General features: G+C 63.8%; 20 protein-coding genes and 2 pseudogenes. 12 read left to right on the top strand and 10 right to left on the bottom strand.

All coding sequences use genetic code 11. The annotated features are described in order from the left end of the window. Nucleotides 1–13: 13 nt before the first annotated feature. Nucleotides 14–361, top strand: coding sequence for a hypothetical protein (locus HNP60_RS12820; RefSeq protein ID WP_184154353.1), 348 nt, complete (start codon nucleotides 14–16; stop codon nucleotides 359–361). A 441-nt stretch (nucleotides 362–802) separates the two neighbouring features. Here the strand turns inward: HNP60_RS12820 and HNP60_RS12815 are convergent. Further along, nucleotides 803–1,826 (bottom strand): annotated as a pseudogene (locus HNP60_RS12815) (IS110 family RNA-guided transposase). A gap of 159 nt (nucleotides 1,827–1,985) precedes the next feature. Then, nucleotides 1,986–2,243, bottom strand: a pseudogene (locus tag HNP60_RS12810) (DDE-type integrase/transposase/recombinase); the annotation flags it as partial. Between the two features lie 510 nt (nucleotides 2,244–2,753). Between HNP60_RS12810 and HNP60_RS12805 the strand changes: the two are divergent. The 3 genes from HNP60_RS12805 to HNP60_RS12795 all read left to right on the top strand — a co-directional run bounded on the left by HNP60_RS12805 (nucleotide 2,754) and on the right by HNP60_RS12795 (nucleotide 5,369). Further along, entirely contained in the window at nucleotides 2,754–2,885 is a 132-nt protein-coding gene (locus tag HNP60_RS12805; protein WP_184154351.1) for a benenodin family lasso peptide, read from the top strand. A gap of 316 nt (nucleotides 2,886–3,201) precedes the next feature. Continuing rightward, entirely contained in the window at nucleotides 3,202–3,588 is a 387-nt protein-coding gene (locus HNP60_RS20200; protein ID WP_184154349.1) for a lasso peptide biosynthesis B2 protein, read from the top strand. Continuing rightward, complete coding sequence (locus HNP60_RS12795; RefSeq protein WP_184154347.1) at nucleotides 3,585–5,369, top strand: asparagine synthase-related protein; 1,785 nt, start codon at nucleotides 3,585–3,587, stop codon at nucleotides 5,367–5,369. The genes HNP60_RS20200 and HNP60_RS12795 overlap by 4 nt, the downstream gene beginning before the upstream one ends. On the opposite strand, the gene HNP60_RS12790 is transcribed toward HNP60_RS12795, so the two are convergent. From HNP60_RS12790 to HNP60_RS12775, 4 genes are all read right to left on the bottom strand, one after another. Next, a complete protein-coding gene (locus HNP60_RS12790) occupies nucleotides 5,323–7,431 on the bottom strand; it encodes an Atxe2 family lasso peptide isopeptidase (RefSeq protein WP_184154345.1) in 2,109 nt (702 codons plus the stop codon). The two genes, HNP60_RS12795 and HNP60_RS12790, sit on opposite strands and share 47 nt — an antisense overlap. After that, nucleotides 7,425–10,025, bottom strand: a complete 2,601-nt coding sequence (locus tag HNP60_RS12785) for a TonB-dependent receptor plug domain-containing protein (RefSeq protein WP_184154343.1) — start codon at nucleotides 10,023–10,025, stop codon at nucleotides 7,425–7,427. The genes HNP60_RS12790 and HNP60_RS12785 overlap by 7 nt, the downstream gene beginning before the upstream one ends. Before the next feature lie 98 nt (nucleotides 10,026–10,123). Continuing rightward, nucleotides 10,124–11,146: a FecR family protein gene (locus tag HNP60_RS12780; protein ID WP_184154340.1), complete on the bottom strand. Its 1,023-nt coding sequence runs from the start codon at nucleotides 11,144–11,146 to the stop codon at nucleotides 10,124–10,126. Further along, nucleotides 11,143–11,685, bottom strand: coding sequence for an RNA polymerase sigma factor (locus tag HNP60_RS12775; protein ID WP_184154337.1), 543 nt, complete (start codon nucleotides 11,683–11,685; stop codon nucleotides 11,143–11,145). Before HNP60_RS12775 ends, HNP60_RS12780 begins: the two co-directional genes overlap by 4 nt. A gap of 439 nt (nucleotides 11,686–12,124) precedes the next feature. Between HNP60_RS12775 and HNP60_RS12770 the strand changes: the two genes are divergently transcribed. Both HNP60_RS12770 and HNP60_RS12765 read left to right on the top strand, forming a co-directional pair. After that, nucleotides 12,125–12,340 carry an RNA polymerase sigma factor gene (locus HNP60_RS12770; RefSeq protein ID WP_184154334.1) on the top strand — a complete coding sequence of 72 codons (216 nt, stop codon included), beginning with the start codon at nucleotides 12,125–12,127 and terminating at the stop codon, nucleotides 12,338–12,340. Between the two features lie 92 nt (nucleotides 12,341–12,432). Next, on the top strand, nucleotides 12,433–13,356 hold the full coding sequence (locus HNP60_RS12765; RefSeq protein WP_184154331.1) for a nucleotidyltransferase and HEPN domain-containing protein: 924 nt from the start codon (nucleotides 12,433–12,435) through the stop codon (nucleotides 13,354–13,356). A 392-nt stretch (nucleotides 13,357–13,748) separates the two neighbouring features. On the opposite strand, the gene HNP60_RS12760 is transcribed toward HNP60_RS12765, so the two are convergent. Beyond that, nucleotides 13,749–14,477 (bottom strand): hypothetical protein, encoded by a 729-nt coding sequence (locus HNP60_RS12760; RefSeq protein WP_184154328.1) that lies wholly within the window; start codon nucleotides 14,475–14,477, stop codon nucleotides 13,749–13,751. A 551-nt stretch (nucleotides 14,478–15,028) separates the two neighbouring features. On the opposite strand from HNP60_RS12760, the gene HNP60_RS12755 reads away from it, so the two are divergent. From HNP60_RS12755 to HNP60_RS12730, 6 genes are all read left to right on the top strand, one after another. After that, nucleotides 15,029–15,436 (top strand): DUF488 domain-containing protein, encoded by a 408-nt coding sequence (locus tag HNP60_RS12755; protein WP_338056718.1) that lies wholly within the window; start codon nucleotides 15,029–15,031, stop codon nucleotides 15,434–15,436. Nucleotides 15,437–15,455: 19 nt separating this feature from the next. Continuing rightward, nucleotides 15,456–16,241 (top strand): hypothetical protein, encoded by a 786-nt coding sequence (locus HNP60_RS12750; protein WP_184154326.1) that lies wholly within the window; start codon nucleotides 15,456–15,458, stop codon nucleotides 16,239–16,241. A 65-nt stretch (nucleotides 16,242–16,306) separates the two neighbouring features. Further along, nucleotides 16,307–17,317, top strand: a complete 1,011-nt coding sequence (locus HNP60_RS12745) for a DUF3644 domain-containing protein (protein WP_184154323.1) — start codon at nucleotides 16,307–16,309, stop codon at nucleotides 17,315–17,317. Between the two features lie 459 nt (nucleotides 17,318–17,776). Next, nucleotides 17,777–18,781 (top strand): NAD(P)-dependent oxidoreductase, encoded by a 1,005-nt coding sequence (locus tag HNP60_RS12740; protein ID WP_184154320.1) that lies wholly within the window; start codon nucleotides 17,777–17,779, stop codon nucleotides 18,779–18,781. Continuing rightward, entirely contained in the window at nucleotides 18,771–19,664 is an 894-nt protein-coding gene (locus HNP60_RS12735; RefSeq protein WP_338056717.1) for an oxidoreductase, read from the top strand. Before HNP60_RS12740 ends, HNP60_RS12735 begins: the two co-directional genes overlap by 11 nt. Then, nucleotides 19,661–20,614, top strand: coding sequence for a LysR substrate-binding domain-containing protein (locus HNP60_RS12730; protein ID WP_184154314.1), 954 nt, complete (start codon nucleotides 19,661–19,663; stop codon nucleotides 20,612–20,614). Before HNP60_RS12735 ends, HNP60_RS12730 begins: the two co-directional genes overlap by 4 nt. A gap of 13 nt (nucleotides 20,615–20,627) precedes the next feature. On the opposite strand, the gene HNP60_RS12725 is transcribed toward HNP60_RS12730, so the two are convergent. From HNP60_RS12725 to HNP60_RS12715, 3 genes are read right to left on the bottom strand one after another with little or no spacing between them, the layout of a single operon-like run. Then, nucleotides 20,628–21,461, bottom strand: coding sequence for a class II aldolase/adducin family protein (locus HNP60_RS12725; protein ID WP_184154312.1), 834 nt, complete (start codon nucleotides 21,459–21,461; stop codon nucleotides 20,628–20,630). Next, nucleotides 21,458–22,744, bottom strand: coding sequence for an MFS transporter (locus HNP60_RS12720; RefSeq protein WP_184154309.1), 1,287 nt, complete (start codon nucleotides 22,742–22,744; stop codon nucleotides 21,458–21,460). The genes HNP60_RS12725 and HNP60_RS12720 overlap by 4 nt, the downstream gene beginning before the upstream one ends. 9 nt (nucleotides 22,745–22,753) lie before the next feature. Beyond that, the gene (locus HNP60_RS12715) at nucleotides 22,754–24,097 is read right to left on the bottom strand and encodes a Rieske 2Fe-2S domain-containing protein (RefSeq protein ID WP_184154306.1); all 1,344 of its coding nucleotides are present in this window, start codon (nucleotides 24,095–24,097) and stop codon (nucleotides 22,754–22,756) included. Nucleotides 24,098–24,109 lie beyond the last annotated feature (12 nt).

The raw sequence follows: 24,109 nt of genomic DNA, 5'->3' as shown, positions 1-24,109 counted from the left end.
GGCTGTAAGAGCTATGCTGTTCATCACCTCAATGGTGTTCTCGCTCATGGCGTGTGCGGCAACGCATCAAGACGATGTTGTTGTAGCGGTAGAGCATCGTAAAGATAATGACGGAAAGGTGATAATCCTGTCCGGCACTCTGCGTGAAAGAAACGGATACTACAATCTCTTCTCAAGAAATAATCAAGAGTGTGTGGGTATTCTAATAACAGATAGCCAAAAGGAAGATTTTAAATCTCTTGTTGGCAAAAGGGTGACGCTGACTGGTACCTTGGAAGCTGAAGGATGTGGTCGAGACGGTATCTGTGTGGAGCATCTCTGCGGTCCCACCATAATGACGGGTGTTACTGTATCCCGCTGAAATATCGTCGGTTGCCCCAACCCGCCGTCGCTTAAGCCGAAAGCGTCAGTCCTTTGGAAGATAGCAAGATTAAAGGATTAACTCCCCCTGTTGTGGTAAGCTGTTGTCTGCACAACATTTTTTGACGGGACATGACGTGATGGGATGGACGGCCCCTGCACCAACTGTGCGATGATGGTCGTAGAGCCATGTGTCAACGGCCCCTGCGGCGCAAGAGGTATTTGGGTGAGGAGCAGCACTGGTCGGGTGCATCCCTGTGCTCGGCCTGTTCATGCAGCACCGCATGGCTGTTGGCCCTGATGTAATCCGCGAATCGCTTCCCTAATCACGTCATCGTGCTCGCTGGCACTCTGCTCCCCTGGGTTATCGCGATCCCCGGTCTGACCGGTCTGTCATCACTTCAAAGCCCCTTCACGCCATCTCGAGGTCAGGCGACGGCGATCATGCGGATACGGGTTGGTATGTCTGGCCGCGTGCCATCACGGCCCAGGCAACCCGCGCTGTCTTGTTGGCAAAGGCTACTGTAGCGATCTTCACCTGCTTGCGTTCGAGCAACTGCGCAGCCCAGGGATGTCTGCTGGCATCCTTGCGGACCATGCGCATGACCGCTGTAGCGCCGACGACCAGCAGGCGGCGCAGATAGCCATCGCCCTGCTTGCTGATCCCGCCCAGGCGCTTCTTGCCACCCGAGCTATGCGGTCGGGGCGTGAGCCCGAGCCATGCCGCGAACTGGCGGCCCGACCGGAACATCGAGACATCCGGCACGGCTGCCGCGATTGCCGAGGCGGTAATCGGACCGATGCCGGGGATGGTCACCAGGCGCCGGCTCGCGGCGTCGCTGCGATGCCAGGCGATGATCTGAATCTCAAGCCGCTCGATCTCGCTGGCGAGGGCTCGCAGCTGCGCGGCGATCGTGTGCAGCGCCGATCGGACATGCGCGGAACAAGATCCTACGCTTCGTGAACAAGCTTTACCAGCGTGGTCACGCCGCCAAGGCCCTTGCTCGAGATGATGCCAAACTCGCCCAGATGGGCGCGCAGAGCGTTGATGAGACCGGTGCGCTGCCGCACCAGAAGGTCGCGGGTCTTGTGCAGCATCAGTCCCGTACCGCCTGCGGTTCCGGCGTCTTCACGGCGACGAAGCGCATGGTCGGCCGGGTCACCGCCTCACAGATCGCCTCGGCGTCGGCAGCATCGGTCTTCCCGCGCTTTACATAGGGCTTCACATAAGCTGGCGGCATCAACCGGACATCGCGGCCCAGCTTCATCAGCTCCCGGCCCCAGTAGTGCGCCGACGCGCACGCTTCCATGCCGACGAGGCAGGGCGGCAATCCGCTAAAGAACTTCAAGACCTCCGCGCGCCGCAACTGCCGGCGCTCGATCACCCTGCCTTCTGCGCCAATCGCGTGAACCTGAAACACGTTCTTCGCCAGATCCAATCCGACGGTCACTATCTCCTGCTGCATGGGACGGCTCCTCTAGACGTGGTTCTACGGCCATCATCGCACAGTTGGTGCAGGGGCCGTCCATCCCATCAGGTCAGTCCCCAATTGAGAACATACAGGGCTCGGCAGCAGCGAAAGGGCGTAGTTTTTCCCACTGGTTCAGTCGCTCGAATGCCGAATGTTCGACAGCCGCCAGGCCAGCACCTTGCGGGTCGCCCAGTCCATGATCGCAACGAGGTAGAGGAAGTCCCGGCGCATCGGAATGTAGGTCATGTCGGCGCACCACACATGGTTGGGCCGCTCGATCGCCAGCTTGCGCAGCAGATAGGGATAGACCCGGTGCTGCGGGTGGGGATCGCTCGGGCGCGGCCGCCGGTAGATCGGCGCCAGGCCCATCTTCGCCATCAGCCGTCGCACCCGTCGTCGCCCGACGTGGTGCGCCGAAGCTGAAGCCGGCTGCCATGCGATCAGCATGGCAAGGTTCGGCGATCGACCATATGCAGTTGAGCTGATTGAATTAATCTGATCCCAAGGCTGGACTGCACTGGATTCGGCTATTGCCAGGGTCATTAGATTGCGCATCCGGCCATTCATCAGATTTGGGATGTCAGCGGCCGAAGGGCGACAACCGCACGCTTACACGTCTGGCGTCTCCGGTTTGTGACAATTATGTTGCAACGCATCATTCGCGATGCCTCAATGACGACTCGAGGCACGCCCGACCGGTGCGCTGCCGGGTGGCCGTCGCGGATGTCCAGGTCGTGCGACTAAAGGCGACGGTGCATGTCCAGGCATGTTCTCACACCCGGCTTCGCGCAGATGGCAAGTTCGGGACCGCGGGCGCCGAATAATCGCAAAATAACAGGATTATAAGCTTCGTATAACTATCGGACGCGCTACATTTGGAGCGGTCATGGCCATGACGTTTCTCTCAAATGGAGGAAAGCCATGAACTACGAACGTGAGACGGACGATCTGATCGAACTCGGCACCGCGAGCACCGACACGAAGGGCGGTGCCTTCATCGTCGAGGACAATGAAGGGAGCCTCAGTCTCCAGACGGGCCTCACCGACGACTGACGATACCGGTGCGCGTGCCACCGGCGCGCGCACCCTTTCGCGGGACCCCGTCATGTCCTTCCACATATCCGACGATATCTCATGGTGCGTCTGTGCCGGGCAGGCCGTCTTTCTCGACCTTCGGCGCGACCGCTATGTCCGCCTGCGTCCGGAGCAGAATGCGCTGTTCCTGCAATGGGCAAACACAGGCACGGAACCGAAGGAGCTCGACCGACTTGCCGGGTGCGGCCTGCTGACAGCCGGGGCACCACGCCCGCCGACGGCTGTGTCGTATCCGCTTCCGGTGAGGGACGCAGGCGCTGACCTGCCGCGTGCCGTGCGCAGCTTCGACATTGGCCGCGCCTTTCTGGCATGGCGCCGCTCTTCGGCTTCGCTCCGCCGACGGCATCTGGCCGACATCGTACGTGAAATGGAAGCAGACACGGGAACCGTGCCCGGAACCGTCGATGCGGAAGCGCGCATCACACGCATCGCTGCCGCCTTCGCGTCCACTGCACTCTCGTTCCGCAAGGCGGACCAATGCCTGCCGCGCGCGCTTGCGGCATGGGCGCTTTGTCGCCGTGTCGGTGTTTCTCCTGCGATCGTGTTCGGCGTGCGGCTCGAGCCGTTCGCCGCCCATTGCTGGGTGCAGTGGAACGACGCCGTCGTTGTCGGCGGTCTCGAGGAAGCGCGCATGTTCACACCGATCCGGGTGATATCGTGAAACCCCGCTACCTGTTCGCCATCGCGCACGGCCATGCCCCGGCGCCGGACCCGAACTTGCTTGCGCGCAGGACCGGTCTTGAGGTCTTGCATGAACATTCTTCCCTGGCCGTGCTGGCGAGTAGCACCTGCGGACGGCCACTCCTTCACGATCGGGGCGTGATCGTCGGCACCCTGTTTCCCCGGCACGGACCGGCACGACCGTTCGGCGTGATCGACGACGGCGAAGCCGGCCTGATCGTTGCCGGCGGAGGCAACTCTGCCCTGATGCGCTGCTGGGGCGCCTGGGCGGGTATATTTCCCGACGCTGGCGGATATCGCGTGCTGCGCGATGCATCCGGCCTGCTGCCCTGCTATTATGCTGAGACCCCGACAGCGACTCTGTTCGCGTCCGACGTCGAGCTCCTGCTGGCATCGGGAGAAGTCCGACCGGCGATCGACTGGCGCGCGCTTCTGCGCCACCATTACAGTCGCGGTCTGCCGGAGGCCGGCACGGCTCTCAATGGCATCCGTGAACTGCTGCCCGGATGTTCGATTGGCGTCCCCGGCCATGAGCCGGGCCAGCGACCCGAGTGGACGCCCTGGCAGCATGTCGCTTTCGGTCAGGACGAACATGACACATCCGCTGCCGAACGGCTCCGGCGCCTGGTGTTCCATACCGTCGGGAGCTGGGCCGCAACCTGCTCGCGCCCGCTGGTCAGCGTTTCAGGCGGCCTCGACTCCTCGATCGTCGCGGCGTGTCTTGCCCGTTCGGGCCGGGATGTCCGCTGCATCACCATGTACACCGATGATCCCGCCGGCGACGAACGCAGCCATGCACGGGTGCTCTGTGCCCACCTCGGTCTTCCCCTCACGGAATGCCGCTATGCCGTCGAGGAGATCGACATCGACAGGCCTGTCAGTCCGCATCTGCCACGGCCGATCGGACGCACGCTCATTCAGGCCTATGAACGGGCGCATCTGGAAGTGGCCCGGTCCGAAGGAAGCGACGCCTTCATCACCGGCAATGGCGGCGACAATGTCTTTGGCTATTCGCAGTCCGCTGCCGCCATCACCGACCGCTATTTCGCCCGTGGCTTCACCGCCGGTCTGTTCACGACATTTCTGGACGTCTGCCGCCAGACCGGATGCGGCCCGGGCGAAGCGCTCCAGGCCGCCTGGCGGACCCGCCGACGGCGGCGCTATCCCTGGCCATGCTCGGCGATGTTTCTCGATTCCGATGCCTGCCTTGCGACAGGGGAGATCGCGCATCCCTGGCTCGAGGCGCCGCCCGATGCCCTGCCAGGCAAGGCTGCGCACATCGCGGCGCTGCTGCGCGTACAGCATGTTCTCGACCCTGGCCGGGGCGCTTTCGCGCCCGTCCTGACACCGCTCGTCTCGCAACCCCTCGTGGAGGCCTGCCTCGCCATTCCGTCATGGCAATGGCGATCGGGCGGCCGCGATCGCGCCGTCGCCCGACAAGCCTTCGCCGCCGATCTGCCGGATGCCGTGCTCTTTCGCCGGACCAAGGGTGGTCCTGACGGCGTCAGTGCGACCATCCTTCGTAACCATCGCGAGCAGATCCGGTCCCGGCTCCTCGAAGGCAATCTCGCCCGGCAGCAGATCCTCGACCGCGATGCGGTCGACCGCCGGTTTCGCAGCGACATGCCTTTCACGGGCGAAGAGCAGGTACGCCTTCTCGATCTGCTCGATAGCGAGGCATGGACAGGGATATGGAGCCGGAAACTGGCGGACCTCACTTCACAGCCGGCGGTGCATCACGCAGGGCCTCCCAGTGCCTGATGTCCTCCTGCCGGTCGGGCTCAGCCGATTTCTCGCCCTTCAGCCAGAAATCGAACCAGTCAAGCGACCTGCGGTACATGGCAAGACGATGGACAGGCTGCCATTTCACATGATGCTCGCCCGGGAACATGAACAGATCGATGGGCGTGTTCACCTCGCGCAGGGCGGTGTAGCTTTCCAGCGCGCTCATAAACTCATCGTCCGCCACCTGAAGGAGGATCGGCGTCCGGATCTTCCGGGCATTCCGCGAAAGGGAGATCTGGTCCCAGAAGGCTCCCCTGGCCTCGTCGGTCATCTTTGGATAGCCGACCGCATAAAAATGCCGTGCCGCGACCGGTCCGACCCGCGTCGGAAATGTCGTGTCGAAGCAGCAGCTGCTCATGGCGATCGCGGCGAAGGTCCGGCTGTGCAGCAGCGCATAGGCGGCGACCGTCGCGCCGTCGCTCATGCCGGTAAGGCCGACCCGTCCGGGATCGGCGATCCCGCGTTCTGTGGCGAGCCGGACACCGGCCTCGATCGAGGAGAGGGCGCTCTTCCTGTTGGAAAAATCGGCAAGATTGCCGCGTTCGAGTTTCACGACATCCGCCTTGCCGCTTTCCGACCCCGTGAACGCCGGCCGGCTGACGCTGAGGACAGCGTAGCCGCGACCCGCAAAGGCCTGAATGGGATAATCGTCACCGGTGCCGCCCCGCAGGAAACCGCGCGTCTCATATTGCACAACAACCAGCGGATAGCGTGTGCCTGACCGGTAGCCGACCGGCAGCACGAGATCGGCGATCGATGGCAGGCCGAAGGCGTTGCGCAGATGCAGCCGTTCGACCTGCCCCTTCTGCAGCCTGGCAAAGCCGGGATTGGGGTCGAAGATGACCGTGCGGCGCCCGGTCGCCGGATCGAGCCGTTCAAGCCGCCGCGGCGTCAGCGACGCCTCGCGCAGACACAGCAGGGTATCGCCATCGGGCTGGCAGTCGGCCAGAACATCCTCCGTTACGTAGAGGCGACGTGGTGCGCCGACGCCGGGCGTCCATTCGTAGATGGCCACCGACCCATCTGCCCAGCCTTCCTGATGGAAGAACCGGACGCGCCCGTTGTGCGTCCACCAGGGCCGCCGCGCGTCCGCGCAGACGAGTGCCGCGCAGGTGACTGCCTTGCCATTGCGGTCTTCGGCCATCAGCCGCCCGCGCCATGCCCAGAATGTCGCGGACGGAATGGCGAGCCACGCCTTTCGTCCATCGCGACCACGCGTTTCGGTCCATGCGACTTCCGTGACCGGGGACCCCGGCAGCAATGCGGTCTCGATTGCGGTCGCCGGACGGATTGTCCCGGTCCCGAGCTCCTGTGCGACGACCTCGCGCGGGAGCGGCGCGGTCGGAAACGGGCGGTCGCTGGCCATCGGTGCATAGCGATCGTCATAATGAAAGCCGGACAGCCCCTCACGGTCGATCGCCCGTCGGGCGGCATCGAGTGCCGGACGGCTCGAGAAGACGAGCGTATGACCATCCGGAGCGAACCGGAAATCCTCCACATCGCTGGCGCTGTGGGTGAGGGGCATGCTGCCGGACCCATCCACGTTGGCGCGCCAGACCTGGGTGAGGCCGTGTTCGCGCTTCAGATACGCGATCCAGCGCCCGTCCGGAGACCATCGCGGGGTGATCGGCCGGGCGATGCCGGTCGGGAAATCCGCTTTGTCGCGAAAGTCGAAATGGATCCGGATGAATTCGCCGCCGGAATCGATGATACGTGGATGCGCGCCCTTCCGCAGATCAAGCACGACCATCGCCAGGCAATAGCCGTTGCGGACCGGGTCGGCCCGGCGCAGCTGGAATGCGACGCTCCTGCCGTCGGGGGACAGCGTAAACAGCCGCGCGTCGAGCGAAGAAGCATCCACCGGGCCGATGTCGCGCAGCCTGACGAGATCATCAGGTGTGACCGGACGCACGGGAAACGGTCCCTCCGCCTGCGGAACGATATCGCCGCAGGGCGTTGCCGTATCGGCAAGCGCCCTGCCGGGCAGGAGAGCGAGCAGCACAAGGCCCGCCAGCAGCATCCGCATCGCGCTCACCATGATTTGGTCACGGCCAGGCTGATGAACCGTCCGATCGACGACTGGTTCGTCGAATCATAGGGGATCGCCGCCGGGTCGGAGGTGAAGATGGTGTGCGGCTTCTCGTCGAGGACGTTGAGCGCCGACAGCCGGAATTCCAGGCCATGGAGCAGGCCCCGGTCGTCCGTGGTACGGATGCGCGCGCTGAGATCCACTGTCGGGAAGGCCGGGATATCGCCCGGCGACGCGAGGCGATTGTCATAGACCCCACCGGAATAGTTGAAGAAGGCCGTGAACCCGGTGTTGCCGCGATCCCAGCTACCGCCTGTCCGCACGCGCCACGTGGGAGGCGTGAAGATCACCCCCGATCGCGCAAGCACGGGCTGGCCGGGGCTGAGCTGCCGGCTGGCATCGAGATAGCTTGCAGTCGCGCTGAGCGTCAGCCTCTCCCGGGGACCCGGACTGATCCGGTATTCGATGTCGAGATCCACGCCGCGGGCATGCTCATGCGCTGAATTGCGCAGACGTCCATCGAGGATCGCGCCGACCCTTGCCGGATCGAACGGCTGTCCGGTCGCATTGGTGATTGCCTGCGGCAGACCATCGACGATGGCCTGCACCGCTGCCGCTGAAGGGGCCATGAGGACGAAATCGGCGAATGCCGGATTGGCGAGCGCCGACAGCGTATCCGAGATCGGCGAGGCGATGCGGTCGCGATAATCGACGTCAAACCAGCTCGCGCCCAGTTTGAGGCCCTCGAGGAATTGCGGACGCACCTCGAACGACGCAGTCCAGGTCGTCGCCCGCTCGGAGCGGAGGTCGGGATTGCCCCCGCTCAGCACCAGCACCGTCGCACCGGACGGAAGCGCCGGTACCGGCTGCGGCGCGAACAGGCTGCCCGGCAGAAGCCCTCCGGCCTCGACGCGGTTGACCTGATCGAGCGTCGGAATTTTGTAGGATTTGCCCCAGCTGAACCGCAGCGTCACATCGCGATGCGGCGCATGGATGATGCCGAGCTTGGGCGTCGCCACCTGTTCGATGCCCTGATAGCGTTCATATCGCACGGCCGCACTGAGCTGCAGCTGCTCGACAAGCGGCATGCGGTTGTCCGGCCCGACCAGCGGCACGGAAAGCTCGCCATAGGCGAACAGGCTCCTGCGCGTTTCGGTCCCGCGTCGCGTCGTCCGGGTAACGCCCGCACTTGTCTGCGTGACATCGATCCCGAGATCGAACTGGCGCCACCCGCCGCCGAGCGCCAGCCGTGCGTCGCCGCCAGGCAGCCGGACGAGCGGGCCTTCGGCACCGGCCTCGATATTGACAAGCCTGTTTTCGTAGATCAGCCGCCCCGGGGTCTCGATACCACTCCGGAAATTGCGCGAGCGGATATCCGTTTTGCTGACCGAGCGGGTCGCCTCCAGCGAGGCGGTCCAGTCCGGAGACAGATCGATGCGCAATGTCGGCGTGACCGACCATGAGCGGACAGCAGGACGGTTGACGAGGCCGTTGACGGATGCGTCGGTCGTTGCCGTGAAGGCATTCGTCTTCTGAAGCCTGCGGTCGGAAAACTGCCCGTCGAGCTCGAAGGTGACGCCCGGCATGAGCTGCTGGTGGCCGGCGAGAACAACGCTGGTCTGCGACTGTCGCGCGAGCAATGTCTGCGATCCGTTGAGCTTGCGCGTATAGCTTCGGTCCGAGGCCAGGACCGGGGTTGAATGGTCATAGTCCGCCGCGACCATGAACCCGCCCGACCCCCAGCGCGCGCCGGTCACAGCGCTATATTGCTGCTGGACATTGCCGCCTTCGGTCGAGGCGCCGAACCGGGCGGTCGTCTCCAGACCGCTATAGTCGCGTCGCAGCCGCAGATTGACTACGCCGCCGACCGCATCCGAGCCGTAGAGCGCCGAGGCACCGTCGGCGATTACCTCGATCCGGTCGATCGCGGCGAGCGGAATGGCCGATACATCGACGCCCTGGTTCAGCGCGTCATAGGCGATGCGATGGCCATTGATCAGCGTGAGCGTCGCATCGGCACCAAGCCCCCGCAGGTTGAGCGTCGTCGAATTGTTGATATTGCTCTGGCCGCCCTGGTCGCCGCCGCCCGCCACGCCGGGATTCTGCCCGCCCGAGAAATTCTGCGGCAGCATACGCGAGAAGCCGGCCATATCGTCGATGCCCGCATCCTCGAGCGCCTGCCGTGTCGCGACGATCTGCGGCGACGGGCTCTGCGCGCCACGGATGCGCGTACCGGTCACCACGATCTCGCCCGGCCCCGGATCGTCCTGCCGGGCGGCATGCGGCCGGGCCCGCACCAGCAAAGCGCCTTCACGGTCCTCGACCATAAGGTCGCTGCCGGCCAGTGCCGCGCGCACTGCGGCCCTGGCCGTAAGACTGCCCCGTACCGCCGGCGCCCGGCGCCCCCGGACCAGCGCATCTGCGAACAGGATATCACGACCCGAGCGGCGCGCGATCGCCCGCAATGTCTCCCCCAGCGCCTGCGCGGGAAGATCCCAGGTCGCGACGCTCTCCGTCTGCCCCTTCGCCGGTGCTGGCATGCCTGCCTGGATTGCCGCCGCCACGAGGCAGCCGGCCGTGAACGCCCCCTTGCTGATTGTCATCGTCACCCCTTTTCCTGCCGGCTTCAGGCCGGCGTCAGGGGGCTTGACGCAGTGATTGCGGAACTACGGGGCGCGGGGGCGAAAAAATTTATCCTGGCTTACGGCCGTAGCACGATCTCCTGCGGATCGCTGGAATCTGCGGTTCCGTCGAACAGTGCCGCGAGGCGGCGCGCCAGCAGCGACGTGTCGTCGACCCGGAACCGTCCCGATACGCGACGGGCGCCGAGCGAGGCGTCAGCCAGCCGGATGGGACGCACGGCATCGCGGTTCGCCTCGGCGACCAGGTCCGCAACCGCAATGCCCGTGAAATCGCGCGCAGGAGAGGGGAGGGGGGACGGGGGCGGATTCGCCGCGCCCGGGACCGACAGCCCCGTCCCGGAAGCCGGCGGCTTCGCCACGAACGACACGCGCTCGCCCGCCGCCAGCCGCCTGACCGCTTCGGGCCTGTTCTCGCTGTTCCGGCCCGGCAGCGCGACGTCAACCGCACCCTGCAGCAGATGCACGTCGACATGTCCCCGGCCTGTCAGGGCGACCTCGAAGATCGTGCCGCGCGCCGTGACGCTGCCGCCCCCGGCGAGAACGACAAAGGGCCGGCGTTCATGCGCGACCTCGAACCTGGCGCTGCCGCGTTCGAGGCGCAGCTGACGCATGTCCGCGCTGAACCCGGTCCTGACCATGCTGTCGCCCTCGAGCCGGACGACAGAGCCATCGGCAAGGCGGATCGTCCGCCTCTCGCCCGCGACGGTCGACAGCAGCCGCGTGTCGTTGCCGCGACCGGCCACGACGGCGGGTGCCGGCCCGTCAGGGCCTGACCTGTGCAGGGCGAACCAGCCGGCGGCGCTGAGCAGAAGCGCGATGCCGGCCGTCAGCGCGGCAATCCGTGGCCTGCGCCCTCTGCGAACACTCGCGGCTGTCTCGGGTTCGGCAAGGAGCTTGCCCAACGCGAAAATCTCGGCCGCCCGGTTATAGGCACTGCGGTGCGCGGCACCCTGCGCGAGCCAGGCATCGAACGCCGCGCGGTGCGCATCCGCATCAGGACCGCGCATCCGGGCGAACCAGGTCGCGGCTTCGCGCGCGAGCTGTTCGGGCGGCTCCGCCGGCGGTGCTTCAGGTTCGTTCATTGCTCCAGGCCCTTGCCGATCCGGACGATCGCCTCGGCGATATGCCATTCCACCGTCCGGTGACTGATCCCGAGCCGCGTCGCGATTTCCCTGTAGCCCAGCCCCTCGATCCGGTGGAGCAGAAATACCTCGCGCATCCGTTCGGGAAGCGCGTTCACTGCGGCCTGGTAGCGGTCGCGCATCTGTGCCAGCTCGATGGTGTCGGCCTGCGAGGGCCGCACTCCCGGTTCGCTGTCCTCGTCGAGCGGAACATGCGCCGCGCGCGCAGCGAGACGGCGCGACCGGTCGATGAGCAGGTTACGGACGATCCGGTTGAGAAAGGCCTCCGGCTCGCGCAGTGCCTGTCGCGCAGCCGCGCCCAGCAGCCTGACGAACGCGTCCTGCACGAGGTCGTGCGCTTCCTCGGAGGAGCGCAGCTGCCCGCGAAGCCGGCGGCGGAGCTGCGGGGCCTGATCGCGGTACAGGATATCGAGGTGCGCCCTGACACCGTTGCCGGCATCGGCGGGCGGTACATCGTCATCGTCTGGGGGCTGCGCCATTGCGTCAGCTGCACGGTGAACTGCACCCGCCCGGAGCGGAGGCACGCAAAAAGGATCGCACGAGATCAGGTCCCGTGCCGGGCGATGCCTCGGATATGTCGTCCGACCGGGACGGATGGACGCTCGTGATGCCTGGCGGTCAGTTCCGCAGCCAGCTGCCGGCCTTGTCCGGCTGCACCTTCATCCTGCGCGAGATTGGCGGGCGATGCAATTCGTGGCGGTCGCTGCCCCTCATCTCCCCTCGGAACTGCCTGCTGCAGGCGGATCGCCGGGGCGGGTGGCGGCCGACCCTGGGCACGACGCGGCGAACCGCAAGCCGGTGCCCGGCTGCTCCGCTGGCGCTGCGCCCCTGCGGGTGCGGTCCGCCTCACTCCGTCGCGCTCCTGGGATCGCTGCCTGCCGCCAGCCCCGGCGGCGCCGCAGAATGGAGCAGGCAGATATGACCGGAATCGATGAGGACCCCGACCGGATACGCGCAGCCGTCGCAGCGCTCCCCGAACCGATGCGCTCGGTATTCAGGCTGCACTCTGCAGACGGGCTGGACTATCCGACGATCGGCATTCGGCTGGGCATCAGCCTGTGCGAGGTCGAACGTCAGCTCGGGGCCGCCATCGTCCAGATCGGCCGGACGCTGGGCAACGCGCCCGACGGGTGAGCGTCTCCCCGGCCGTTCCGGCAACGTTCCGGAGCGCTTTCCTTCTCAATCCGGTTGCATAAGCGCCGGTCCCGGTTAGGATTCCTTTTCCGATGCAGACCGATCTTGATCATCTTCCCCCTGCGAAACGCCGCGAGCTGGAGCGCGTGCTCCAGATCCTGTTCGAGGAGTTCGACGAGGCGCGTGCCCTGGCGACGCAGGACTGGAAGAAGAAGGGGCGCATCCTCAAGGTCATCCTCTACGGTTCCTATGCGCGTGGTGGCTGGGTCGACGAGCCGCATACCGCAAAGGGATATCGCTCCGATTTCGATCTGCTGGTGATCGTCAACGACAAGCGGCTGACCGATCGCGTCGATTACTGGTCGAATGCCGATGACCGGCTGATGCGCGAGACCAGCATCGTCAACAGGCTGCGTACGCCCGTCAATTTCATCGTCCATTCGCTCCAGGAAGTGAACGACGGGCTGGCGCATGGCCGTTACTTCTTCATGGATATCGCCCGTGATGGGATCGTCCTCTACGAAAGCGATGACCGGAAACTGCGCACGCCCGTGCCCAAGACGCCCGAAAAGGCGCTGGAGATGGCCGAGGAATATTACGAGGAATGGTTTCCGGCGGCAGTAGATTTCAAGGATAGTGCCGACCATTTGATTAGCAAGGGCCGTTCAAAACGTGCTGCGTTTCTTCTGCATCAAGCCACTGAGCAATTGTATCATTGTGTGCTGCTAGTGGTGACCTTCTATACACCCCATGTCCACAATCTCGCTTTTTTGCGCAGTCAGGCTGAGAGGCTGGATGCGCGGCTGGCTCAGGTCTGGCCGTCGGATAACCGCCGCGAGCGTGCGATCTTTTCGAAGCTCAAGGAAGCCTACGTCAAGGCCCGCTATTCGAAGCATTACCGGATCACAATGGATGAGCTGACCTGGCTGGCCGACCATATTGAGGAACTTGGACGCGTCGTCCACGCCGTCTGCTCGGAGCGCATCGCCGAACTGGAAAGGGACGCTCGCAGTTAGCTGCCACACTACGCACGATCTGAGGGGGACAACCGGTAGGACACGACCGAGATTGCGGACGAACCGGAAAGGCAGCTTATGGCCCGCGAAAACGGGATAGCCGCCATTCGCCCGCTCAACACCTACGGTCGCGTTCGACCCAGAGCCGGTCGTTCAGCCTAGACATGCTGAGCGTCCGCTTAGGCCGAAACTTGCCGTTGGCATGTGGCCGATCATCTCGGCCGCAACCGCCAACATAGCCGTCGTTCCACGGTGGCACGGAATTTTCTGAAAGCGGTCGTTCGTTCACGATCTCCGGTGCAGCCGCTCTCCGGCGACATTGAAGACGTTCTGCTTGGATGACGAGGGCGCCGATGAGCATCCAAGCGCCCTCCTGACGCAAGTACGTCGCCTCACGCTTGCCCGGTTCGCCGGGCCCGACCTCGCTGGTATTTGGCACGCATCGCCGCGAGCCATTTTTGGTAAGAGCGTGAGGTGGTTTCGCGCTTCGCGTGTTCCAATTTAGAATAATGCCCATCGAAGTCTCGCTCAAATGCCTGGCCGCCGACGGCCAAGTCATGGATGATCTGCGAAAGATACTCGAGAAGCCGATGCTTACATTTCACCGAATGAGCGTTCTCTCCGTTAATTTGCTGCGTATGGACCGGTGAGTAATCATCATTTTCCGAATTAAGCGGCCTTATCCACTGCCCGTGGGCAAGCTTATTTCGCACCTCGATTATCGGCCTTAGATCATCTTCGATGACGCTCAGGAGCGCTGCATAACGGGCTCGTGGAGTAAGCGGGAGTGTCTGTGAAAGATCGGCCAACGGAATTTGATATCGCTTCCTGAACCCTCGTTCCAAAGCTGCCTTCCAAATTTCAATTTGTGATCCTGCGCTTGTTATTTGCTGCCGCTCGGCAGGGGTGAACCCATTGGGCTCGAACAGCATCTTTCTTAAACGATCTTCGGCCCACGCTCCGAGCAGAAGCATTGTTGTTTTAAGCAATGCATCGGAGGTGGTCTCGTCGCATCGTGAGAGAGAAGCGTTCAGCTCACGCAACATTCGCTCAAGCGCAGTATCAACCGCACGCAGATTCTTCACGTGAGCTTTGTAGAGATTTTCTGGCGTCGCTGGCATTCAATTCATCCCCGGTCATCAAAGGGCACTCAGTGAATGCCCTTTGATGACCGGGAATCGAACCCGGATAGACTCCCCGAGGGGCGTGTTTCCATTACACCATCATCCCGCATCGGTATTGCCAAGCTAGGAGGCTCGGGTCAATCTTGCCGGTCCAACCAAGGGCGGTTTCGTAATGACGCCCGCATTCTGGACGGTTTTTTGGTCGGATGCTGCTCCCGCCAACATAACTGTCGTTCCGAGTGTAGGATCGTGCCATCGAAACTTGCCGTTCGTTCATAGGTAACTCAGCGCGGCGATCGCCCCTCGTTGGGACTATACGGTCAGTCCGCTTCCTCACAGTCAATTGGGATAAGCCGTCGTTCACGCCCCATTTTAATGCCTCCGATGCCAATCGGACGGCTGAGTCGCTAATTGCCCCGGCGCGGCGATGACCGATAGAATTTTGGCTGGTTCTCGCTTAGGGCGCCGGTGATGATGACCATCGCCAATTTGCCGGGGAGGTAGAGCTGAACAAGATTTACACGCTGGGATATGAAGGTGCCAATGTCGTGGATTTCATCGCGACCTTGAAGCGTGCCGGAATATCCCTGCTGCTTGATGTGCGTCAGCTGCCTCAGTCCCGCCGCCCAGGCTTTTCGAAGCGAGTGCTGTCGGAAGCGTTGGAGGAAGCAGGCATCGGCTATCGGCACATGCGCCAGCTGGGCGACCCCAAGCCGGGACGCGATGCGGCACGCCGCGGCGACATGGCTGAATTCCGTTCGATCTTCGGCGCCCACTTGGAGTCCGAGGAGTCCCAGATCGCCATTCGGGATGCCGCCACGGTGTCCCAAGAAGAGACAGTGGCGCTCATGTGCTACGAGCGGACACCCAAAGATTGCCACAGATCTATTGTGGCAGAACGAATTCGCGACATAGTATCGGTCGAAATTGTTCACTTGGGGGTACATCCAAGCTGAACGACGAGGAGAACTGTGAATGTCGTCGGCGCCCGAGGGATCACATGAACACAAGGATGATGAAGCCTTCATCATAGTGAAAGCCGCTCCCCGGGCGAGCCAGTCACATGGCGAAACGGTCTGCATTGCTGCCATCGACATGAACGGGAAATGGGTTCGTCTTTATCCGGTCTCGTTCCGACACCTGGCTGATGGGCAGAAATTCGGCCGGTGGGATCGGATTTCTTATCGCTGGCGTAAGGCAACCTCAGATCAGCGGGTGGAATCCCGGCGCGTCGATCAGGACAGCATCGAGATCAAGGGTAAGTTGAAGGAAGGCGAGCGCCATTCCTTCCTGAGCCGGGCGGCCGTATCCTCTCTGAAGGCTGAATGGGACCAAGGTCGCAGCCTTGCCATCCTCAACTGCGAAATCATCGATTTCTGGCATGAGCCTCAGACCGCCGAAGAGCTCAGGCGGCAGGAGGATGTCTATGACAATATGCGGAGGCAGAACGACTTTTTCAGCAAGGGCAATCTGATTCCGAGGGAGGCCTGTCCCCACGTCTTCAAGTATCGCTATCGCGACGCCGACGGCATCCATATCGGCACATGCCAGGACTGGGAGACGGAAGCGACATTCCTTCACCGCCGGCGCGACCTCGGAAGCGAGGCGGCGGCGCTCGACTGGATGGCCGAAAAGTTCGGTGTCGAATTTCCGCGGAAGGGCATGGTCCTGGCCATGGGCACCCACCGGCGCTGGGAAGGTCAGTGGTTGATCAATGGCGTCCTGCGGGCGAACCCGGTAACCCAGATGACAATGCTGTAACTGCAGCTTGAATCTGGTGGTGTTTTTGACCGGACGGAGGGACCGGATTGCCTACCCCGAAATACATGTTGTTGGTTGCGAAGTCCCGAGCTGCCTGTCTTTCCGCCGTCGAGAGCTACAACAGGGCGTCCTCACTGTATCGCGAGGAAACCTTCGCGATCCTGATGATCAACGCCTGGGAGCTGCTGCTCAAGGCCCGGGTCATGCGCGAACATGGTGGCAAGGCAAGCGCCCTTCATGAATATCGACAACGCAAGAAGAAGGACGGGACGCCGAGCAAATTCAGGGAGGTGAAGACCACCCGATCCGGCGCGCCGATGACGATCGGCATCGACCGTTGCTGGAACTTGGTGTCAAATTACTCGAAGCACCGCATTGACGCCCACTGCATCGCCAACATCGAGGCGTTGATGGAAATCCGCGACAGCGCCACCCACTTCGTCGCTACCGACGCACTGCTCCGCAAGAAGCTCACCGAAATTTCCCTGGCGGCGGTGCGCAACTACGTAGAGGCGGCCCAGTCTTGGTTTTCGATTTCGTTCTCCGATCTGAACATCGCCTCGATCCCGATTTCCTTCGACCTGGACCAGAAGGAGGTCGATGCCGTGGCGAAGAAATCAGCGGAGGCGGTGACCAAATTCCTGGCACATATGCAGAAGGTCGAGGCGGCCTTGCCCAATGATCAATCGCCCTATTCCTTCACAGTCCGGGTCGACTTCGATCTGATCAAGAAGAAGGACGGCGCGGCGGTCAAAGCTGCCGTTGTCGGCGGGGCGGAAGCGGATCTGACGGTGACGGTCGAAGGGGACAAGGTCCCGGCCGGGTTCACCCTAACTTACCAGGACCTCGTCAAGAAGCTGCAGGAACGCTATTCCGACTTCAAACAGAATGGCGATTTCCATACATTGATGAACGCGGTGAAGCCCAACGCGAAGCTGTGCTATGAGCGCTATCTGGACCCCGACAAACGCAAGGGAACCAAGAAATCCTTCTTCAACCCCAATGTGTTGAAGGAGTTTGACGCGCACTACACACGCAAGGAAGCGACTTTGTTCGATCCAGCGCCATCCGAGTAGATTGGTTCTATCGTCGGGCGGTTATGGCCAGTATCGAATATCTTTTCCAATAGGTTTCAGAATGGGAACGTTGAACATCTAGAGTTGACGTCCGGAAAGTGAAGGCTGAGTGGAAATTATGCGGCGACGAAAGGGCGACTACTGCCGCCGCCAACATCTCGGACATTGGAGAAAAGGGGTATAGGTCTGAGAATGGCCATTCATTCACGTCACTCTGAGAGCCCGCCCACGCCGCTCTCGCGCGGCTTTGGTTGGAGGGGCGCCGGGGGGGGGCAGCAATCTACGACGGTACGGCTCGGAGGTTGCATGGCTGGCGTGAAGTATGGATTCGATTTTACCGCACGGGGTCGTTGCGCTGGGTCGGCCGCACAAGTCAGACCAATGCGCGATTTAGTTTTGCTAAATTGACCCATCCATCCAATTGCGCCAGTCATAAAGTCTATCGAAACGGAAGACTTTATGACTGGCGCAATCGATGTGGACAGGCTGAACACATATGAGAGACCGGCGCGCGCATTGGTCGTCGCGTCGCAGCTCGGCGGACCACTGGCGCAACTGGGGTCGCAGATCGCCGCGACCTTGCCCGATCGCCTGCCGAACAGCAGCGTCGCTGCCCTGGCGCCGGGTTCATTCTCCGACTTCCCGACAGATGCCGAGGTCCTCATTCCCTGGGGGATCCGCCGAGACAGCCTGCCACCGCCTGGCTGGCCGTTCGGTCTTCGGCTCGTCCAGCTCGTCACGGTCGGGTCGGACGGCTATCCCGCATGGCTGGGCGATGGCCCGGTGGTGAACTGCATGCGCGGGCCGGCCGGCCAGCCGATCGCCGAATTCGCGCTCGCGGCGCTGCTTGCGGAGATCAAGCAGGTTCGCACCAATGACGCGTCGACACGCGAAGACTGGCGAATGCGTCCGCTGCGCGCCGTCCGGGGCTTCGATCTCGGCCTGCTGGGCTTCGGTCCGATCAATCGGCATCTGGCTCGGTTCGCGCTCGCGCTGGGGATGAACGTGAGGGCCGTTCGCCGGTCCGACGCACCCTTTGGCATCGAGGGCGTCTGGCGCGCGGCGAGCGCCGCCGAACTCTTCGCCACGTCCGATGCCGTCGTGCTGGCAGCGCCCGCGACCGCACGGACCCGTCACATCGTCGACCGCACGGTGCTGGCGAGCGCACGGCGCGGCCTCCATCTCGTCAATGTCGGGCGGGGATCGCTCGTCGATCATGATGCGCTGCACGATGCGCTCGAAAGCGGCATCGTCGGTTTCGCGACGCTGGATACGACCGAGCCCGAACCTTTGCCGGAAGGCCACTCCTTCTATGCATTGCCCAATGTCCGCCTGACGGGCCACAGTTCGAGCGCGACACCGGATTTCGCGCGCGCTGTCCTCCGGAAGCTGGTCGACAATCTGGCGGACTATCGCGCGGGCAACGCGCTCGAAGATCTGGTCGATGCCGCCCGTGGCTACTGATCCCGCGGCAGGCGCGCGCGTCTGGTTCATCACCGGGGCTTCGTCGGGTTTCGGCCTGGCGCTCGCCCTCGCCGCACTGGAGCGCGGGGACAAGGTGATCGCGACGGCGCGCACGCCCGAGCAGATCGCCTGGCTCGCCCGCCGCTATGGCGATCGGGTCGCGACGACGCGGCTCGATGTCACGCGGCAATCCGAGATCGACGCTTCGATCGCGTTTGGCATCGAGCGCTTTGGCCGGATCGACATGCTCGTCAACAATGCCGGCTATGGCTATCTCGCGGCGGTGGAGGAAGGCGAGGATCGGGAGATCCGCGACCTGTTCGAGACCAATGTCTTCGGGCTCGCGGCGGTCACGCGCGCGGCACTGCCGGCGCTGCGTGAAGGGGGCTCGGGCGTCATCATCAATCTCTCGTCCGCGGGCGGTTTCGTCGGCTTGCCGGGCTCGGGCTATTATGCGGCGTCCAAATTCGCGATCGAGGGGCTGTCCGAGGCGCTGGCCCGCGAAGTCGAGCCGTTGGGCCTGCGGGTGATGATCGTCGAGCCGGGGCCGTTCCGCACGGATTGGGCCGGTCGGTCCTTGCATCAGTCCCCGGTCTACCTGCCCGCTTATGAAGCGACGGCAGGCCAAAGGCGACGGCAGGTGTCCGCCTCCAGCGGCCATCAGCCCGGTGATCCGGAACGCGGCGCCCGCGCCATCATTCACGCGGCCGTCAGTGCCGATCCGCCGCTGCGCCTCGCGCTGGGCCGCCTAGCGTTGGAGACTGCCCGCGCGAAGTTGCGCAGCGTGCGCGAAGACCTCGACGCCTGGGAAAGCCTGTCGGCAGCAACCGATTATGCGCGGCAGGACAGTTCGAGCGATCCGTTCACCAGCATTCCCCTATGAACGAACCCCGCTTGCCCCCGCTGACGGCGCTTCGGGCGCTGGAAGCCTGCAGCCGGCTGCGCAGCTTCGCCAGGGCTGCCGAGGAACTGGGCGTCACGCCAGGCGCGGTCACGCAGCATATCCGCACGATCGAGGATTGGGTCGGCACACCGCTCTTCAGGCGGACCGGTCGCGAGGTGCTGCTGACCGAGCTTCTCGAGGAAGCGCTTCCCACGCTGCGCGAAGGCTTCGACCGGCTTGCGGAGACAGGTCGAATCCTGCGCTCGGGCGGACGGTCCGGCCGCGTCGTCTCGCTCTCGGCCCCGCCCTCATTCGCGTCGAAATGGCTGTTGCCCAGGTTGGACCGGTTCCGGGAGATGCACCCCAGTATCGAGGTCTGGGTGTCGGCGGACATGCAACTGGTCGATTTCCTGAACACCAATGTCGACCTTGCCATCCGCTATGGCGGCGGCGCTTATGATGGCCTTGTCGCCGAAAAGCTGCTGGAGGAGACGGTCCTTCCGGTCGCATCGCCAGCTCTGGCGGAGAAGCTCGGATTCGGCGACAATCCAGACCGGCTCCTCGGGGCGCCGCTGCTCCATGACGCGAGCGACGAAGGCGACCCGTCCTGCCCCGACTGGCCGATGTGGTTCCAGGCGCGCAATGTGCGCGGCGCTGAAACGCGCATCGGCCCGCGCTACAACCAGAGCAGCCTCGTCATCGAGGAAGCCGTTGCCGGAAAGGGCATCGCGCTGGCGCGGCGCGTCATTGCCGAGATGGACCTCGACGCCGGCCGTCTCGTCCCGCTGCTGCCGGACGAAACGCGGCTCGCCTTTGCCTATTGGCTCGTCTGGCCGCGCGGCCGGACGCTGCGCGCGCCGGTTCGCGCCTTCATTTCCTGGCTGATGAGCGAGACCGCCAAGGACGGCCTCCCGCGGCCACATGATCCCGGCATCATGTCCGGCGCCTGACGGGCTATCACTTTCATTCGAGGAAATCCGGTTCGCGCTGGACAATCTCCTGCCAGAGATTGTGAAACGAGGCCCAGGCGAAGGTGTCGTTGCCGATGCCGAGCTTGGTCGAGCCGAGCTTGCGGGCCATCTCGTGCGGCAGCGGCTTCGGCGTGCCCGCCCCCTCGGCGAGCAACTGCACGCGGCACGCATCCTCGAAGGCGATGAACCACCAGGCCGCGACCTCGACGGACGTGCCGACCGTGAGCAGGCCGTGATTGAGCAGGACGGCGGCCTTGTGCGCCCCCAATGTTTCGGCGATCGCCTCGCCTTCGCCGCGCCCCATCAGCCCCTCATAGGCATCGAACACGACATGATCCTGGTAAAAGGCCGTCAGATCCTGCGTGAGCGGCTGGATCTCGCGGCCTACAGCGGACCATGTCTTGCCATAGACCGAGTGGACATGGACCGACGAGACGATCTCGGGCCGCTTGCGGAGGATCGGATAATGGATGGCATAGGCCGCGCGATTATAAGTGCGATCGCTGCCGACCACGCCGCCATCGGGCCCGACCAGCACGAGATCGGAAACTCTGGTCAGCGAGAAGGGCTTGCCCCAGGCATTCACCCAGAAATGATCGGTCCACTCCGGATCGCGCGCGACAAAATGGCCGGCCATGCCGAAATCGAAGCCCTGCCGGGCGAAGATGCGCAAGGCGCCCGCCAGACGCTGCTTGCGGTAGAGGCGTTCCACGGCCGGATCGGGATCGGCCTGCGGAATCGCGAAGGCGAGCGGACTGCCCTTGTCGCTGGGTTCGGCGAAACTACGGTCGATGGCCTTGGGGCGCAGGGCGGTGAGGACGGTCATGTGGGTTCTCCGGTGAGGATGAGCTGGTCGGTGCCCGTGCGCGCGGCACGGCGGACCGGACGGCCGGACGCGAGCACGAGCAGGCCCGATATGAGGAATGCGACCGCGCTGGCCGCATAGAGCGTCGTGAAGGACCGATCGGTCTGGTCGAGGATCCATCCGCCGATTATGGGCCCGACGGCGCTGCCGACATTCGCCACGACGTTGATCACCGCGGTCAGCGCCGTGAAATGGCGGCGACCGAACACATCGAGCACGATGACGGTGAACAGCACCAGCGGCGCCGAATAGACGAGGCCATAAAGCAGCACGAAGCCATAGATCTGCGCGCGACCACCCATATGGATCATCAGCAGCAGGATGACGGAGGTCGCGAGCAACGAGCCGATCAGGATCTTGCGGACCCCGATCCGGTCCGACGCATAGCCGAATCCGAGCTTGGAGAGCGACGCCAGGAAATAGATGCTGCTCATTGCCAGCACCGCCTCCGAGCTCGAATAGCCCGCCTCCTTGAGGGAAGGCACGAAGAAGAGAAAGAAGGAGAAGCAGACGGCGAAGAAAATGAACTTGGCGATCAGCAGAAGCCAGAAGGTCGGCGTTGCCGTTGCCTGCAGGATGGTGAAACCGTCCTGTTCCGGATCGGCCGCACCGGCGCTGCGCTCGGCGGCCGCCCCGACCGCAACAGGTCGCGACGATGCCGGGGCAAAGCGCAGCACCGCCAGATAGAGCGGCACGAGGACAAGCACCGCCGGTACCGCCAGCGCGAGATAGCCGGCGCGCCAGCCCCATTGCTCGACCACGAGGTTGATGAGCGGGGTGACGATGACACCGCCCGCAGTGATGCCCGCCATGGTGATGCCGAGCACGGTGCCGGTATGGTGCGGGAACCAGTTGCGCAGCACCAGCGGCATCATCACAGCCGCACCGGCGCCCGCGCCGATCAGGAAATAGGCTGCGACAAGCTGCGAATAGCTCTGCGCCACGCCCGCCCAGGCATAACCCAGACCGTCGAGCAGCGCGGCGCCCGCCAGCCAATATTGCGGCGTGCGGTTGTGACGGAGGAACCAGCCGCCGAGCAGTGTCGAGGCGATGCCGACGAACTGGGTGGTGCTGAGCAGCGCCGCCGTCGCCGCCGAGCCGAGATCGAACTCGTGGCTCAGGCCATCGAAGAACACGCCCTTGGCGAGCGTCGTGCCACCATTGAGGGCGCTGGAGAGGAACAGGATGGCGACGATGGCAAAACCACGCAGCCGTTCGACATCGCTCAGGACAGAAGGACGCATCGCTCCCTCCTATGCCCGAACCGAATGGGCGGCCGGCTCTTCGGGGGTGCGGTCGGCTTCCGCCGCCGCCGCGATCCGGGCCGCCCATTCCGTATAGGGGTCATAGCCGCGCCAGTCCTCGCCGGGTGCCAGCAATTTCCCGCCGCACTGGATCTTGCGATAATCGAAGGCATCGACCTCCTCGAGCCCCCAGGGCTGCTGGCCGTGGCGAAAGTCGTAGGCGGATTTGAGGAGGTGCCGGCGCACATAGCTGATCTGGCTGTCGCTGACGCCCAGATTCTCCTTTGTCCGGTCGACGATCGTGCCCATCGAGAGCTGGACGATGAAATCCTCATGGAAGAAGTTTCGGCCCGGGAAGCCGCTTGCATGGCCTGCCCGCATGGCGGCCCGGTCCTGCCCGAACATATTGTCGATGCTGCCGATGTTGCCGGCGATGTCGTCCGGGTCGGGATTGGCGTAGAGCCAGAGATCCTCCATCCATTCCGGATCGAGCGGGCGGGCCGCATTGTAGCTGATGAAGAATTGCGAGGTCCATTCATCGTCATGCGGAACCGAGACGCACAGGATGATGTACCGATCGAGCGAGCCCAGGAAGGAATAGTAGGGCGCCGCGAACTGGCGCAGATTGAGGTGGCGTGCGCCGTCGGCCATGGTCCGGATCGCCGCCTGGCGGAAACCGTAGGGCGTGGACAGCGCCTCGAACGTCAGCGCCGGTTGCTCCTTCCATGTCTCCAGCGCATGATTGGGGTTCTTGCGCCCGCCGATGGGGTTCTCCGCGAAGGAGGAGCGATGAAGCTGGCCCAGATGTGCCGGGTCCAGCACGGCCTCCATCGCCTGCAGCCAGTTGCAGTTGAACTTGCCGACGCGCACGTCGACATGTGCGTCGGGCAGATGCGTGAAGGCGAAGTCCGGCCGTTTTGGCGGCGCGCCGTTGGTGTTGAGATGCACCCAGACGAGCCCGCCCGCTTCCCAGGTCGGATAATGTTTCACCTTGACCCGTGAGGCGAGTTCGAGCGCGCTTTCCTTTGGCTCGGTCGGGATATGGACGATCTGGCCGGAGACGTCGATCTTCCAGCCGTGGAAGATGCAGCGCAGGCCATTCCCCGCATTATGCGCCAGCGCGAGCGAGGCGCAGCGATGCGGGCAACCTTCGTCGAAGAAGCCGATGCGCCCGTCCGTGGCGCGGAACGCCACGAAATTCTCGCCGAGCAGACGCACGCGCACCGGCGGCCCATCCGCCACGAGCTTTTCGGAACGGAGCACCGGATGCCAATATTGGCGCAATGCATCGCCCATGAGCGTGCCCGGCCCGACCCGGGTCAACGCTTCATTTTCCTCGTGCGTCAGTGCCATGGGAAATTCTCC

The organism is Sphingobium lignivorans, assembly GCF_014203955.1.
In the GTDB taxonomy this organism is placed as follows: domain Bacteria; phylum Pseudomonadota; class Alphaproteobacteria; order Sphingomonadales; family Sphingomonadaceae; genus Sphingobium; species Sphingobium lignivorans.
The sequence above is the reverse complement of the archived record's forward strand: the minus strand, read 5'-3'. Positions and strand labels throughout refer to the sequence as shown.